The sequence below is a fragment of the Georgfuchsia toluolica genome (assembly GCF_907163265.1).
GTDB classification, from domain to species: Bacteria; Pseudomonadota; Gammaproteobacteria; order Burkholderiales; family Rhodocyclaceae; genus Georgfuchsia; species Georgfuchsia toluolica.
This window is the reverse complement of sequence record NZ_CAJQUM010000001.1, coordinates 1,427,195-1,442,428: the sequence shown is the minus strand read 5'-3', so window position 1 is coordinate 1,442,428 and position 15,234 is coordinate 1,427,195. Positions and strand designations below refer to the sequence as shown.

The following is a 15,234-nucleotide window of genomic DNA, read 5'->3' as shown; positions in this document are numbered from 1 at the left end:
GTCTCGCTGCTTATACCGTTATGCTATCCGCCACTTCCTTGAACTCCTTGATCTGATCGAAGCTCATGTAGCGATATACATCGGCGGCCTTGGCGTCGAGTGTCTTGACCTGTTCCATGTACTCGGCCACGGTCGGGATTTTGCCGATCAGCGCGCATACGGCGGCGAGTTCCGCCGAGCCGAGATAAACGCGGGTGTCGATGCCAAGCCGGTTGGGAAAGTTGCGGGTCGAGGTCGACATCGCGGTTGAGCCCTTCCTCACCTGCGCCTGATTGCCCATGCACAGACTGCAGCCGGGCATTTCCATGCGTGCGCCGGTGCGGCCGAGAATGCCATAGTGGCCTTCCTCGGTCAGCACAAACTGGTCCATCCTGGTCGGCGGTGCGATCCACAGGCGCACCGGGATGTCGCTCTTGCCTTCGAGCAGCTTGCTGGCGGCGCGGAAGTGGCCGATGTTGGTCATGCAACTGCCGATGAATACTTCATCGATCTTGTCGCCGGCGACTTCCGAGAGCAGTTTCACATCATCCGGATCGTTCGGACAGGCAAGGATCGGTTCCTTGATGTCGGCGATATCGATTTCGATCACGGCGGCATATTCGGCGTCGGCGTCTCGCGTCAGTAATTCGGGCTTGGCGAGCCATGCTTCCATGGCCTTGATGCGGCGGCCAAGCGTGCGTGCGTCCTGGTAGCCGTTTGCGATCATCCACTTCATCAGCGTGATGTTGGAGCGCATATACTCAATAACTGGCTCCTTGTTGAGTTGCACCGCGCAGGCGGCGGCGGAACGCTCGGCGGCTGAGTCCGACAGTTCGAAGGCCTGTTCCACCTTGAGATCGGGCAGGCCTTCGATTTCGAGAATACGGCCGGAGAAAATATTCTTCTTGCCTTTCTTTTCGACCGTGAGCAGGCCCTGGCGGATCGCATAGAGCGGGATCGCATTGACCAGGTCGCGCAACGTCAGGCCGGGGTTGAGCTTGCCCTTGAAGCGCACCAGCACAGATTCGGGCATGTCGAGCGGCATCACGCCAGTGGCGGCACCGAAGGCGACGAGGCCGGAACCGGCCGGGAACGAGATGCCGATGGGGAAACGGGTGTGGCTGTCGCCGCCGGTGCCGACGGTGTCGGGCAGCAGCAGGCGGTTGAGCCAGGAGTGGATCACGCCGTCACCGGGACGCAGGGCAACGCCGCCGCGCGTGGAGACGAAGGCCGGCAGTTCGTGGTGCATCTTCACGTCGATGGGCTTCGGATAGGCTGCGGTGTGGCAGAAGGACTGCATCACCAGGTCGGCGGAGAAACCGAGGCAGGCGAGATCCTTGAGCTCGTCGCGCGTCATTGGCCCGGTGGTGTCCTGCGACCCCACGGTGGTCATCTTGGGCTCGCAGTAGGTGCCGGGACGGATGCCCTTGCCCTCGGGTAAGCCACATGCCCGGCCGACCATCTTCTGCGCGAGCGAGTAGCCCTTGCCCGTGTCCTTGGGTGCTTGCGGCAGGCGGAACAGCGTCGATACCGGCAGGCCGAGCGCTTCGCGCGCCTTGGCCGTGAGACCGCGCCCAACGATGAGCGGTATGCGGCCGCCGGCACGCACTTCGTCGAAAATGACATCGGACTTGACCTTGAATTCGGCGATGACGGCGCCGTTCTTCAGCGCCTTGCCTTCATAGGGGCGCAGTTCAATCACGTCGCCCATGTCCATCTTGTTGACATCGAGCTCGATCGGCAGCGCACCGGCATCTTCCATGGTGTTGTAGAAGATCGGAGCGATCTTGGTGCCGAGGCAGACGCCGCCGAAGCGCTTGTTTGGCACGAAGGGGATGTCCTCGCCGGTGAACCAGAGTACCGAGTTGGTGGCGGACTTGCGCGAGGAGCCGGTGCCGACGACATCGCCGACATAGGCCACAAGGTTGCCCTTGGCCTTGAGCGCATCAAGCTGCTTGACCGGACCGCGGCTACCCGGCTCGTCGGCATCAATGCCGGGGCGCGGGTTCTTCAGCATCGCCAGTGCGTGCAGCGGGATGTCCGGGCGGCTCCACGCGTCGGGCGCGGGCGAAAGATCGTCGGTATTGGTTTCGCCGGTGACCTTGAACACGGTGAGCGTCAGGCTCTTCGGCACTTCGGGGCGGCTCGTGAACCATTCGGCGTCGGCCCAGGATTGCAGTACGCCCTTGGCGTTTGCATTGCCCTTGTCGGCGAGTTCCTTGACGTCGTTGAAGTAGTCGAACATGAGCAACGTCTTTTTCAGGCCTGCGGCGGCGACGGCACCGACTTGCGCATCGGCCAGCAGGTCGATCAGGGGCTCGATGTTGAAACCGCCCAGCATCGTGCCGAGCAGTTCAGTTGCCTTCACGCGCGAAATCAGCGCGCAGGTTTCGGTGCCCTTGGCAACGGCGGAGAGGAAGCCAGCCTTGACCTTGGCTGCATCATCGACACCGGCTGGCACGCGATAGGTGATCAGTTCGACGAGGAATGCCTCCTCACCCTTGGGCGGCGTCTTCAACAGCGCGACCAGTTGCCCGGTTTGCTGGGTGCTCAGTGGCAGGGGCGGGATACCAAGCGCGGCGCGTTCGGCAACATGCTGACGATAGGCTTCTAGCATGACAATTTCTTTCAGATAGAGTGGTTCAGGGAAAAAAATCGGGATTGGGTATCGGCTTCGAGCGTCATGCCTGTGGCTTGAGCACGTTGCAGCAGCTCCCAGTAAAAACGGTATGAGGCGCGGTCGTGCAGTTTACCTTCATGTTTGATCGGCCCCCAAGAAGCGTCCTGCGCGGCAGCGAGAATTTCGCCGGCATGGTGAATGTCGTCAAAGGAGGGGCGCATGGCTTCGACGATGGGCAGAATCTGGTTGGGATGGATGCTCCACATGCGCAGAAAGCCGAATTCGCTGCGCGCGCGCAGGGCGTCATTGCGCACCACTGCGACGTCGTGAATTTCCGTGGTGACGTTGTGCGCGGCAATGATGCCGTTGCCCAATGCGGCGGCGGCAATCTCGCACTTGGCGCGGGCGATCAGGGGATGGTCGAACTGCCCCGGCGATTTCATCGCGCTGGCAGGGATCGCACCGTGATGCGCGCTGACGAAGTCCATGAGGCCGAAGTCGAGCGATTCGACCTGGGGCATGGCGGCGATCTGCCAAGCCTGGCGCAGGGCGCCATGGGTTTCAATCAGCACATGCACCGGAATTTCGCGCTCGATGTCGTGTTGCTTGCGTACCTCATCAAGTACTGCGATCTGCGTTGCCGCATCATCGAATGACTCCGGCTTCGGAATGACAATGTAGGCGACTTCATTGCCTGCCGCGCCGATAATGATGTCGAGATCGTCGCGCCAGTGTGGGTGCGTGATGTCGTGGATGCGCGCGCCGATATGGGAAGCGCGGAGTTTCGAAGCAGTTCCTGCTACGCCCCGCACAGCTTCGGAAATCAGTGCCGCGACCATCTCGGCGTGTTCCTTTTCGCGGCCGGCTGGCGCGCCATCCTCGCAATCGGCCGTGATGTCGAAAATCGGACCCAGTTCCAACTGCAACTGGAGCGCCTTGCGAATCAGCTTTTCATTGCCGGCATAATGCTCGCAAGCGGCCAGCGCGGGTAGTGGTTTGACGCCTCGGTAAAGAACATCAGCGGGGTGAAGGGGTTTTGTCACTGCTCTCTTTGTCTGTAACAAAAACAAAATTCACAATCTTTGCCACATGGATCACAGAGGCCACCGGGAAAACCTGTGGCCATGTTTTTCACTGTGATCTCTGTGACTATGTTTTTGCTATTTTACTCAGCCCAGCATCGATTTGACGCCGTCCTGCTCTTCCTGCAATTCCTTAAGCGTGAAGTCCATTTTCTGGCGCGAGAAGTCATCGATTGCCAAGCCGGTGACGCGTTGGTACTTGCCGCCGACACAGGTGACGGGTACGCCATAGAGGGTACCTTCGGGAATACCGTAACTGCCATCTGAGGGAACGCCCATGGTGACCCACTTGCCATTGGTGCCAAGTGCCCAGTCGCGCATGTGGTCAATGGCGGCGTTGGCAGCCGAAGCGGCGGAGGAAACGCCGCGCGCCTCGATGATCGCGGCGCCGCGCTTGCCGACTTTGGGAATGAATTCGTTCTTGTACCAGGCATCGTCATTGACGGCGGCTGGGGCGGCCTGGCCGGCGATGGTGGCGAAGCGGTAATCGGGGTACATGGTGGGCGAGTGATTGCCCCATACGATCAATTTCTCCATGCTGTCGACCGGCTTGCCGGTCTTGCTGGCCAGTTGCGACAGGGCGCGGTTATGGTCAAGGCGCAGCATTGCGGTGAAATTCTCCTTGGGCAGGCTCGGCGCCGACTTCATGGCGATCCAGGCATTGGTGTTGGCCGGATTGCCCACCACCAGTACCTTGATGTTGCGCGAGGCGACTGCGTCCAGCGCCTTGCCCTGCTCGATGAAAATCTTGGCGTTTTCCATGAGCAGGTCCTTGCGTTCCATACCGGGGCCGCGCGGTTTGGCGCCGACGAGCAACGCATAATCCGCATCCTTGAACGCCACCTTAGGATCGGCGGTGCCGACCATGCCCGCCAACAGCGGGAAGGCGCAGTCTTCGAGTTCCATCATCACGCCTTTTAGTGCGGCTTGGGCCTTGTCGATCGGCAGTTCGAGCATTTGCAGGATCACGGGCTGATCCTTGCCCAGCATTTCGCCACTGGCGATACGGAACAGCAGGGCATAACCGATTTGTCCGGCGGCGCCGGTAACTGCGACACGAACGGGGGCTTTGGCCATTTCTGATTCTCCTAGAGGAAGGGTTGGGGTTGGTAAAAAAAGTGTACGTTGTTGAAGGCAATGTGCTCAAATATAGTGATGGCATTCGCCAGAGCCAGTCTTGATCTTCGTCAACGACAGGCAATCGAAAGATACTTGAGAATAAAAATTTAGGCTTTGTCCGCAGCCATTTAATTTAACAGTAAGCAACAGGAGATTGGGCACATGACGCAGTTAAAAGATAAGTTGTCGGAAAAGATACAAGCGCATCGCCCACGTACCGCAAGACTCACCAAGGAATTTGCAGACATTGTTATCGACAAGGTCGATATCGGCCAGTGCATGGGTGGTGCCCGGGACATCAAGTGTCTGGTCACGGATATTTCCTCCCTCGATCCTCAAGAGGGGATTCGCTTCAGGGGCAAGACCATTCCCGAAACCTTTGCGGCCCTGCCCAAGGCTGCCGGTTCTGCTTATCCGACCGTCGAGTCCTTCTGGTATTTTCTCCTGACCGGGGAAGTTCCGACTCAGGCCCAGGTGGATGAGGTTGTGGCACAGTGGAAAACAAGGCAGTCGGTTCCCCCGTATGTGTTCGACGTGATCCGCACCCTGCCGCGCGACAGTCATCCGATGGCGATGCTCTCCATTGGGATTCTAGCTTTACAGAGGGATTCCAAGTTTGCCGCCTACTACAACTCGGGCAAGTTCAACAAGACGAATGCCTGGGAACAGGTATACGAGGATGCCAGTGACCTCGTGGCACGCATACCCGTGATCGCCGCTTTCATATACAACCTGAAGTACCGGGACGACAAGCAGATCGCCATCGATCCCAAGCTCGACATGGGTGCCAATTTCGCCCATATGATCGGCCAGAGCGAAGAGTACAAAGACGTAGCCCGCATGTACTTCATCCTCCACTCCGACCACGAATCCGGCAATGTTTCCGCGCACACCACCCACCTTGTGCACTCGGCGTTGTCCGACCCTTACTATGCCTACTCTGCCGGCCTTAGCGGCTTGGCTGGACCGCTTCACGGCCTTGCCAACCAGGAAGTGCTCAGCTGGACCATGAAGTTCCAGGAGAAATACTGCAAAGGCGTTGAACCTACCAAGGAATTGATCACCAAAGCTCTTTGGGATACTCTCAATTCTGGCCAGGTCATTCCGGGCTACGGCCACGCCGTGCTGCGCAAGACCGATCCGCGCTATATGTCGCAGCGCGAATTCTGCCTCAAGACCCCAGGTCTTAAAGACGATCCGCTGTTCAAGTTGGTTTCCATGATATTCGAGGTCGCTCCTGGGGTGCTTTCCGAACACGGCCATACCAAGAACCCCTGGCCGAACGTCGATGCGCAGTCAGGTGTCATCCAGTGGTACTACGGGGTCAAGCACTGGGACTTCTATACTGTCTTGTTCGGTGTGGGGCGCGCTCTTGGTTGCATGGCCAACATCACCTGGGACCGTGCGTTGGGCTATGCCCTTGAGCGGCCCAAGTCCGTTACTACCGACATGCTCGAGAAGTGGGCGGCCGAAGGCGGCATTAAGTAAGCAACTGCAACCAACTCGTCAGAGCAAGGGTAGGGGCTCTGCTGAAGCAGAGCCCACTTCGATTGCACGGGCATCTTGCCGACTACCATGGAGATGGCAGTGCTGCGTACGCAAATACGCAGCCATCTTGCCCTGCTTGTATAATGAATTTATCTTTGAAGCGTGCGATAGGGGCTGAACGGTGACGACGGGTCAAGCAGGCGATTCCTCACAAGCCATGCCCGACTACAAGGAAGGGATCAAGAAGGATGTCGCGGAAATCAAGTTCCTTGTTCATGACCTCCGGGTCGAGGGCTTTTTCAACGAGATCCTGCATTATCACGTCACCCTGAATACCGACCTCGAGATTTACAACATCGAGCAGGCGCAGGTTCTGCACGCGGCGGACGTTCAAGAGCTGAAGTCCAAGCTGGGCGTTGCGCGCAAGGCTTTCCAGGACTATTCGAACGCGGTGAAGAGTTTCTCGCCGGACCAGACGATACTGCTTCTTGGACGGCGCTATATCGACGCTATCCATGAGACCCTCCATCTCATTCTCAGCCCGCTGTGGGGGCGGTCGGATCAGGTACTTTCCTTTTTGCCCAAAGAGGCGCGCTCGGTGCGCTCGCGGCGCCACTACCGCAACTGCATCAGCTGGCTCTACGGTGTGCATCTGCGCATTTCTGCTTTTCGCCAGGAGTCGAATGACCCGAACGCCAAGGAGGAGTTTGATATTGCAGAGGATGTCCGCGATTTCACGCAGGACGTTGTTTATGGATATGTAATAGAGAAGTCCGAAGCAAGAGTTGAATTGCAATTAGAACGGATAGAGTCGGCGGTCATCGTCGGCAGGCGTCCGCGTTTCCGCCGTATGTATTTCAACCTGGTCATGAATGCCGTCGATGCCATGAGCGGACGCAAGGCGGGCGTTGTGCATGTGAGCAGCATCATCGAAGGCGACCGTGTGGCCCTGCGCGTGCGCGATGACGGCGTGGGCATGTCGCCGGGGAAGATCCAGCAACTCCTTACTGACCGTCAGACACTTGACGGCGAAGTTCACTCGCTCGGCTTTGTGTTTGTGCGCCAGACAATTGCCGAGTTCGGCGGCGAACTTGCGATAGAGAGCGAGATAGGCAAGGGAACGACTATCACGCTGCGCCTGCCTTACCTGAAAGACAAGGTTTTGCCACCGGACCCGTCATATCAGAAAATGCATCGCCTGCCGGAGAAATACCGGTCCATGCCAGCAGAGCCTGACACGGCGCGAACGTCATCAGTGGATGTGACGCCGGCGGCCACTGCCGTGGCAGCGGCGCCAGCTCTGTCGCAGGAGCTGGCATCCAGCAAGGGCAACGATGAAGAACGTGCATACGGCAAGCTCCTCTTTGATGCCTATCAGAAGTCCCGGGCCCAGTTCCCCGGGTGTATCTTCGCCATCGCCATCACGGAGGACGACCGGGTCGAGATGTTCGCGCATAAGCCCTATGAGCGCGAATGGAATATCTCGCACGAGGATCTTTCACCCATGTACTTCCAGGCGACCTATCGTGGGCGTATGGAGGAAGACGAGCTAAAACGTCCCATTGTGATACTCAAGCCGTCCCAGAGTGTCGGAGATTACTTTGACTTCAAGGAAGTGCCCGAAGCCGATCGTGATATCGAACGTTTCAAGCGCATGGTTCGAGACGAGGGTATCCGAATTGCGCGCAAACTCATCGCGACAGGACTTGACCCGCATATCTCCGTCCATTTGTCCGGCGCGCCCCGGTTCTTCGCCACTTCCCCGGAGTTTCATGGCACCGAGCCGTTCCCGCTCGATCTGCTGGCGCGCCAAAAATTGTCTTCGGAAGTGAGCTAAGGCGTCAAGCCGGCAGTTTTGACTATTGCGTGTAATACTTCGTCACGCGCAAATCCTGTCCGAACGTCGATCACTATTCGGGCATGGCGCACAAAGCGCCCGGCATCCTGGTTGTGATGTGTCCGGCATCTTTTTGCTGGCACGCGCCATGGACTGGGTGCGACAATGGAAGAAGTTAATGATCCATCCCGTACAGGTGACATCGAGATGAAACAAATGTTAACCAACTCTTACCTCTTCGGCGCCAATGCGCCCTTCATCGAAGAGTTGTACGAGGCATACCTCGTCAATCCGGCCGCGGTAGATCCCGCCTGGCGCGACTATTTCGACAAGCTTGGCACCCTGCCCGGCGCTGGTAGCTATACCGGTCCCGATGTGGCGCATGGTCCGATCATTGCGTCTTTTGCCGAACGGGCGAAGGAGGGCCTGTTCAAGCCTGCTGCGCAGACTGGTGCGGCGGCGGTCGAGAAGCAGGTCAAGGTTCTGCAGCTGATCGAGGCCTACCGGTCCCTTGGCAACCACTGGGCGCAGATCGACCCGCTCAAGCGTTCCGAACGACCACAGATCGCCGAACTGGAGCCTTCCTTCTACGGCTTTACCGAGGCCGATCTGGGGCAGACATTCAATGTCGGCTCCTTTGCCGCAGCGACCGGGTCCGCCCATGCCACGCTGCGCGAGATTCTTGATGCCGCACGGCAGACTTACTGCGGTTCAATCGGCATCGAATACATGTACTTGAACAACGAGGCGCAGAAGCGCTGGCTGCAGTCGCGGCTGGAACCGATTCGCTCCACTTCCCAGTATCCGGTTGAGGACAAGAAGCGTTTCTTGCAGCGCGTGACCGCGGCCGAGACACTGGAACGTTATCTGCATACCAAGTATGTCGGGCAGAAACGTTTCTCACTCGAAGGCGGCGAATCGACCATTGTGGCGCTCGATCAGTTGATTCGCATCGGCGGTGGCCTGGGTATCGAGGAAATCGTCATCGGCATGGCGCATCGCGGCCGTCTCAATGTGCTGGTCAACGTGCTGGGCAAGGCACCGGCGATGCTGTTCTCCGAGTTCGAGGGCAAGCATGTCGAAGACTTGACATCGGGCGATGTCAAATACCACATGGGTTTTGCTTCAAATGTGAGCACACCGGGCGGCCCGGTGCATCTGTCATTGGCATTCAATCCCTCGCACCTCGAAATCGTTAACCCGGTGGTCGAGGGCTCGGTATTTGCGCGCCAGCGCCACCGCGCCGACAAGGGGGGCAATCTGGTCATGGCTGTTCTTCTGCACGGCGATGCCGCCGTGGCCGGGCAGGGCGTGAATCAGGAAACCCTGAATTTTTCCAGCACGCGCGGCTATGGCACAGGGGGCACCTTTCATATTGTGGTGAATAACCAGATCGGTTTTACCACTTCCGATCCGCGTGACTATCGTTCCTCGCTGTATTGCACCGATATCTTCAAGATGATCGAGGCGCCGATATTCCATGTGAATGGCGACGATCCGGAAGCCGTGGCATTGGTGACGCAACTGGCCATGGAATTTCGCCAGACCTTCAAGAAGGACGTGGTGGTGGACCTGGTTTGCTTCCGCAAGCTCGGCCACAACGAGCAGGACGAGCCGATGGTGACACAGCCGCTGATGTACAAGAAAGTACATGCCCATCCCGGTACGCGCAAGTTGTATGGTGACAAGCTGGTTGCGCAGGGTGTCTGCAGTATTGATGAACCCGATCAGATCATCAAGGACTATCGTGCCGCGCTGGATCGGGGCGAACTGCTTTACAACCCCGTGTTGGCGAACTACAAGCGCAAGTACGCGCCTGACTGGACACAGTTTTTTGGTCAGAAATACACCGATGAGTGCACCACCAAGGTGCCCATGACGGAGCTGAAACGCCTTGCCAGAGCCGTGACAACGCTGCCGGACGACCTGACGCTGCATTCGCGCGTGCAGAAAATCATTGACGACCGCCGCCTGATGGGCGAGGGCAAACTGCCACTGGACTGGGGCATGGGCGAGACGTTGGCCTATGCTTCCCTGCTGACGCAGGGCTATAGTGTGCGTCTTTCCGGCGAAGATACCGGACGGGGTACTTTTTTCCATCGTCATGCGGTATTGCACGACCAGAACCGCGAAAAATGGGATGCCGGCACCTATACTCCATTGCAGCACGTCGACGACAAGCAGGCGCGGTTCGTCGTCATCGACTCCATATTATCCGAAGAAGCGGTGCTGGCTTTCGAATACGGTTACTCGACTTTCAAACCGAATGAACTGGTGGTCTGGGAAGCGCAGTTCGGCGATTTTGCGAATGGCGCGCAGGTCGTCATCGACCAGTTCATCGCTTCGGGCGAGGCCAAGTGGGGCCGGCTTTCGGGCCTCACCCTGATGCTGCCGCATGGCTACGAAGGCCAGGGGCCGGAGCATTCTTCCGCGCGCATCGAGCGCTACATGAGCCTATGCGCCGAACATAACTGGCAGGTTTGCATTCCCACCACACCGGCGCAAATTTTCCATCTCTTGTGCCGGCAGATGCTGAGGAAGCTCCGCAAACCGCTGGTCATCATTACGCCGAAATCGCTGCTGCGCCACAAGGATGCCGTGTCTTCGCTCGACGATCTGGCCAAGGGCAGGTTCCAGACCGTGATCAGCGAGGTGGATGAACTCGATCCGAAGAAAGTGACGCGCGTGGTGCTTTGCAGCGGCAGGATTTATTACGAACTGATGGCGCACCGCCGCGAAAACAAGATCCAGAACACCGCCATCGTGCGCCTCGAACAACTTTATCCTTTTCCCCAAAAGGCCTTTGATGCGGAACTCAGGAAGTGGCCGAAAGCCACCGAGATCGTCTGGTGTCAGGAAGAGCCGCGCAATCAGGGCATGTGGTACTGGCTGGTATCGCGCCAGCACATGGTGAAGGCAATCGCTCCCAACCAGTCGCTGTTGCTTGTCAGCCGCCCGGCCTCCGCTTCTCCCGCCGTCGGCTATTACGCCAAGCACAACGCCCAGCAAAAAGCCGTCATCGAAGATGCCTTTGGCAAACTGAAAGCGCCGGAATAAAAAACAGAAAGTGAGAACCTCATGCTGATCGAAGTCAAAGTTCCGCAACTGTCCGAATCGGTTGCCGAAGCCACGCTGTCAAACTGGCACAAGAAGGTCGGAGACGCGGTTGCCCGGGATGAAAACCTGGTCGACGTCGAAACCGACAAGGTAGTGCTCGAACTTCCTGCCACCGAGGCGGGGGTTCTGGTGAAAGTGTTGAAAGACAATGGCGCCACGGTCGTGGCGGGCGAGGTCATTGCCCATATCGACACCGATGGCGCGGCCGCCAAGGCCGTTCCCTCTGCCGCTAACACAGCCGCGACTCCCGCGGCAGCAGTTTCCGCCACGAGTTTGCCGTCCCCGGCAGCCGTGATGCCCGCAGCGCGCAAGCTGATGGAGGAAAAAAGTCTGACGGCTGCGGAGATTACCGGATCGGGTCGCGGCGGGCGCATACTTAAAGAAGATGTACTCGGCACCAGGCCAGCGCCGGCGGCGCCAGCAGCCGTTATGCCTGCCGCAGCAGTGAGCAAGCCGGCACTGCCGCAGCCTGCCGCGATCAGCGCAGAAACGATTGTCGCCGATCGTGCCGAACAGCGTGTGCCGATGTCCCGGCTGCGCGCGCGCGTTGCCGAACGCCTGCTGCAATCGCAGGTGCAGAACGCCATTTTGACCACGTTCAACGAAGTCAACATGGCCGCGGTCATGGAACTGCGCAATAAATACAAGGACAAGTTTGAGAAGGAGCATGGCGTCAAGCTCGGTTTCATGTCCTTTTTCGTCAAGGCCGCTGTCGCCGCACTCAAGCGTTATCCGGTACTCAATGCCTCAGTCGACGGCAATGACATCGTCTACCATGGCTATTTTGACATCGGCATTGCCGTGAGCAGCCCGCGCGGCCTCGTGGTGCCGATCCTGCGCGATGTCGACCAGATGTCGTTGGCGCAGATCGAGAAAAAGATTGCCGAGTTCGGCGCCAAGGCCAAGGCCGGCAAACTTTCGCTGGAGGAGCTCACTGGCGGTACCTTTTCGATTTCCAACGGCGGTGTGTTTGGCTCGATGTTGTCGACCCCCATCATCAATCCGCCGCAGTCAGCAATTCTTGGCGTGCATGCGACACAGGAGCGTCCGGTGGTCGAGAATGGACAGGTCGTGATTCGTCCGATCAATTATCTGGCCATGTCCTACAACCACTGCATCATCGACGGCCGCGAAGCCGTGCTCGGCCTGGTGGCGATCAAGGAAGCGCTGGAAGACCCGGCGCGCCTACTGCTGGATATTTAAGATTTGGTGAAGGGCGAAGGGAGAAGGGGGGAAGGGTAAAAGCGCTACAACCCTTCCCTCTTCACCTTTTCCCCTTCCCTTCCGAAGGAAATACAAATGGCGAAACAATTTGACGTAGTAGTGATCGGCGCCGGTCCCGGCGGCTATGTGGCGGCGATTCGTGCCGCGCAGTTGGGGATGTCAACCGCCTGCATCGAGTCGCGGTCCTATGCCGACCCCAAGGGCGAAGTACGGCTTGGCGGGACTTGCCTCAACGAAGGCTGCATTCCTTCGAAGGCATTGCTGCAATCATCGGAACTGTTTGATCAAGCGGGACACAGTTTCGTGATGCACGGCATAACGGTGGGCGATATCAAGATGGATGTTGCCACCATGATTCGGCGCAAGGACAATATCGTCACCCAGCTGACGAGCGGGATTCGCGGTTTGTTCAAGAAATACAAGGTCACATTGCTGCCCGGTCACGGCAAGTTCGCCGGGCGCGGCGATGGGCATTGGCAAGTTGATGTTGGGGGCGAGATCGTCGAAGCCAGGCATGTCATCGTTGCCACCGGCTCCCGCGCCCGTCATCTGGATGGCATACCGGTCGACAATAAGGTGATTTGCGACAATGCCGGCGCGCTGTGTTTCGACCAGGCGCCGAAACGCCTGGGGGTGATCGGCGCCGGCGTGATCGGACTCGAACTCGGTTCGGTGTGGAAACGTCTCGGCAGCGAAGTCACGATTCTCGAAGCGTTGCCGGATTTTCTTGCGGCGGCGGATCAGTCGGTGGCGCGCGAAGCATGGAAGGTCTTTACGCAAAAGCAGGGCCTGAACATCCAGCTCGGCATCAAGATCAACAAGGTTACCCAATCGAAGAAGGGCATTGCGGTCGAGTACGAATCCGGCGACGAAGCAAAAACGCTGGAAGTGGACAAGCTGATTGTCTCCGTTGGCCGTATGGCGAACACCGCGGATCTCGGGATTGAGAGCGTCGCTCTCAAGCTCGATGACAAGGGCCGGATAGCTGTCGATGGCCACTGCCGTACCAACCTGGAAAACGTATGGGCGGTCGGTGACATTGTCCGCGGTCCGATGCTGGCGCACAAGGGCATGGAAGAAGGCGTCATGGTCGCCGAGCTGATCGCCGGGCAAGCCGGGCATGTCAATTACGATGTCATTCCGTGGGTGATGTACACCCATCCTGAAATCGCCTGGGTCGGCAAGACCGAGCAGCAACTCAAGAACGAAGGCATCGAATACCGCGCGGCTCAGATTCCGTTTGCCGCCAACGGTCGCGCGCTGGGGCAGGGCGACACCACCGGCTTCGTCAAGATGCTGGCGGATGCCAGGACCGATCGCATATTGGGGGTGCATGTTATCGGCAGCAATGCGTCTGAACTGATTGCCGAGGCGGTTGTCGCGATGGAGTTCGGGGCATCGTCCGAAGATATCGCGCGCATCTGCCACGCTCATCCGACGCTCTCCGAAGCCATGCACGAGGCAGCGCTCGCGGTGGACAAGCGTTCGCTGCATTTTTAATACTTTAAGCCACAGAGGACACGGAGAAAAACCATTTCCGGTTTCTGGTTTTCGCCGAGGTGTTTTTTGAAGTTCTCGGCGATCTCTGTCCCACGGGGATTTCCTTCGGTCATGTCCTCTGTGGTAAATGCTTTTACTGCTGGCGCCGTGAGTCCCAGCTCATTAGGTGGGTAGCGCCAATTATCGTGGTACTTTACAAATTTCTCCCGGGCTTCGTTTAGAATCGTTCCCAGTATAAGAGGAGACCACATGCTGCAAACTGGACAACTCGCGCCAGCGTTTACCTTGCCTGATGCTGACATGGAGATGTTTGCATTCGATAGCTTGCGCGGGCGCCAGCATGCAGTGCTTTTTTTCTATCCGAAGGATGGCACACCGTACTGCACGCTGGAAGCAACCGAATTCAGCGACCATGAGGAAGAGTTTAATCGGTTGAATTGTGTCATCTGTGGCGTGTCGCGCGATGATTGCCTGCGCCATGCCGATTTCCGGGACAAGAACGGCTTGTCCATTCGCCTGCTTTCCGACGAGGACGGGGAAGTCTGTAAAAAATACGGGGTTGCGCAGATGAAGGAAAAGGACGGCCATCGCAAACTGTGCGTAGTGCGTTCCACTTTCATCATCGACAAATCCGGAATTATCCGTCATGCTTTTTACGACGTAAATCCGAAGGGCCATGCGGCGGAGATTTACCGCCTGGTCAAAGAACTTAACGGCAAGGAGAAGGTTGCATGTTGATTACAAAAAATACCGTCGTTACGCTTTCCTACCGTGTGACGGACAGTGACCGCAATCTTGTCGATGAAGGCAGTGCGCCACTGGTCTACCTGCATGGCGGTTACGATGGCATTTTTCCTCGCATTGAAGAATCCCTGCAAGGCAAGGCGGTTGGCGACAAGCTGGACATCAGGCTTCAGCCGAACGATGCGTTCGGCGAATACGATGCCGAACTGGTTTTCATCGAGCCGCGTAATCTTTTTCCCGACTCCATTGAGGTTGGCATGCAGTTCGAGCGTGCCACGGAACAGGAATTGGGAGGGACTCTGCAGGAAGACGACGTGCTCTACACTATTACCGATATCACCGATGACAAGGTCGTCATCGACGGTAATCATCCCCTGGCAGGGCAGACACTGGTATTCACTTGTGAAGTCAGCGATGTACGCATCGCTACAGCGGAAGAAGTTTCGCACGGTCATATTCACGAGCCGGGCGGTCATCACCACTAAATCCAAGGTGCAAGATTCAAGGCCCAAGGTTCAAGGTCG

General features: G+C 57.9%; 10 protein-coding genes. 7 read left to right on the top strand and 3 right to left on the bottom strand.

Going from position 1 to position 15,234, the window contains the following annotated elements; translation table 11 throughout:
• Positions 1-10: 10 nt before the first annotated feature.
• The 3 genes from acnB to K5E80_RS06815 all read right to left on the bottom strand — a co-directional run bounded on the left by acnB (position 11) and on the right by K5E80_RS06815 (position 4,758).
• Positions 11-2,596 carry a bifunctional aconitate hydratase 2/2-methylisocitrate dehydratase gene (acnB, locus tag K5E80_RS06825; RefSeq protein ID WP_220635449.1) on the bottom strand — a complete coding sequence of 862 codons (2,586 nt, stop codon included), beginning with the start codon at positions 2,594-2,596 and terminating at the stop codon, positions 11-13.
• Between the two features lie 11 nt (positions 2,597-2,607).
• Entirely contained in the window at positions 2,608-3,642 is a 1,035-nt protein-coding gene (locus K5E80_RS06820) for an HpcH/HpaI aldolase/citrate lyase family protein (RefSeq protein ID WP_220635448.1), read from the bottom strand.
• Between the two features lie 126 nt (positions 3,643-3,768).
• Entirely contained in the window at positions 3,769-4,758 is a 990-nt protein-coding gene (locus K5E80_RS06815; protein WP_220635447.1) for a malate dehydrogenase, read from the bottom strand.
• Positions 4,759-4,962: 204 nt separating this feature from the next.
• On the opposite strand from K5E80_RS06815, the gene K5E80_RS06810 reads away from it, so the two are divergent.
• The 7 genes from K5E80_RS06810 to K5E80_RS06780 all read left to right on the top strand — a co-directional run bounded on the left by K5E80_RS06810 (position 4,963) and on the right by K5E80_RS06780 (position 15,195).
• Positions 4,963-6,288: a citrate (Si)-synthase gene (locus K5E80_RS06810; protein WP_220635446.1), complete on the top strand. Its 1,326-nt coding sequence runs from the start codon at positions 4,963-4,965 to the stop codon at positions 6,286-6,288.
• A 217-nt stretch (positions 6,289-6,505) separates the two neighbouring features.
• Positions 6,506-8,125 carry a sensor histidine kinase gene (locus K5E80_RS06805; RefSeq protein WP_220635445.1) on the top strand — a complete coding sequence of 540 codons (1,620 nt, stop codon included), beginning with the start codon at positions 6,506-6,508 and terminating at the stop codon, positions 8,123-8,125.
• 207 nt (positions 8,126-8,332) lie between these two features.
• Complete coding sequence (locus tag K5E80_RS06800; RefSeq protein WP_220635444.1) at positions 8,333-11,182, top strand: 2-oxoglutarate dehydrogenase E1 component; 2,850 nt, start codon at positions 8,333-8,335, stop codon at positions 11,180-11,182.
• A 21-nt stretch (positions 11,183-11,203) separates the two neighbouring features.
• Entirely contained in the window at positions 11,204-12,445 is a 1,242-nt protein-coding gene (gene odhB, locus K5E80_RS06795) for a 2-oxoglutarate dehydrogenase complex dihydrolipoyllysine-residue succinyltransferase (RefSeq protein ID WP_220635443.1), read from the top strand.
• A gap of 96 nt (positions 12,446-12,541) precedes the next feature.
• Positions 12,542-13,966 (top strand): dihydrolipoyl dehydrogenase, encoded by a 1,425-nt coding sequence (lpdA, locus tag K5E80_RS06790; protein ID WP_220635442.1) that lies wholly within the window; start codon positions 12,542-12,544, stop codon positions 13,964-13,966.
• Positions 13,967-14,215: 249 nt separating this feature from the next.
• Positions 14,216-14,704: a peroxiredoxin gene (locus tag K5E80_RS06785; RefSeq protein WP_220635441.1), complete on the top strand. Its 489-nt coding sequence runs from the start codon at positions 14,216-14,218 to the stop codon at positions 14,702-14,704.
• Positions 14,698-15,195: an FKBP-type peptidyl-prolyl cis-trans isomerase gene (locus tag K5E80_RS06780; RefSeq protein ID WP_220635440.1), complete on the top strand. Its 498-nt coding sequence runs from the start codon at positions 14,698-14,700 to the stop codon at positions 15,193-15,195. The genes K5E80_RS06785 and K5E80_RS06780 overlap by 7 nt, the downstream gene beginning before the upstream one ends.
• Positions 15,196-15,234 lie beyond the last annotated feature (39 nt).

What these genes read in the sequence shown, in the direction of transcription:
- K5E80_RS06785 (WP_220635441.1), top strand. Translation starts at nt 14,216, where the DNA reads ATGCTGCAAACTGGACAACTCGCGCCAGCGTTTACCTTGCCTGATGCT.
- K5E80_RS06800 (WP_220635444.1), top strand. Translation starts at nt 8,333, where the DNA reads ATGAAACAAATGTTAACCAACTCTTACCTCTTCGGCGCCAATGCGCCC.
- K5E80_RS06780 (WP_220635440.1), top strand. Translation starts at nt 14,698, where the DNA reads ATGTTGATTACAAAAAATACCGTCGTTACGCTTTCCTACCGTGTGACG.
- odhB (WP_220635443.1), top strand. Translation starts at nt 11,204, where the DNA reads ATGCTGATCGAAGTCAAAGTTCCGCAACTGTCCGAATCGGTTGCCGAA.
- lpdA (WP_220635442.1), top strand. Translation starts at nt 12,542, where the DNA reads ATGGCGAAACAATTTGACGTAGTAGTGATCGGCGCCGGTCCCGGCGGC.
- K5E80_RS06815 (WP_220635447.1), bottom strand. Translation starts at nt 4,758, where the DNA reads ATGGCCAAAGCCCCCGTTCGTGTCGCAGTTACCGGCGCCGCCGGACAA.
- acnB (WP_220635449.1), bottom strand. Translation starts at nt 2,596, where the DNA reads ATGCTAGAAGCCTATCGTCAGCATGTTGCCGAACGCGCCGCGCTTGGT.
- K5E80_RS06805 (WP_220635445.1), top strand. Translation starts at nt 6,506, where the DNA reads ATGCCCGACTACAAGGAAGGGATCAAGAAGGATGTCGCGGAAATCAAG.
- K5E80_RS06810 (WP_220635446.1), top strand. Translation starts at nt 4,963, where the DNA reads ATGACGCAGTTAAAAGATAAGTTGTCGGAAAAGATACAAGCGCATCGC.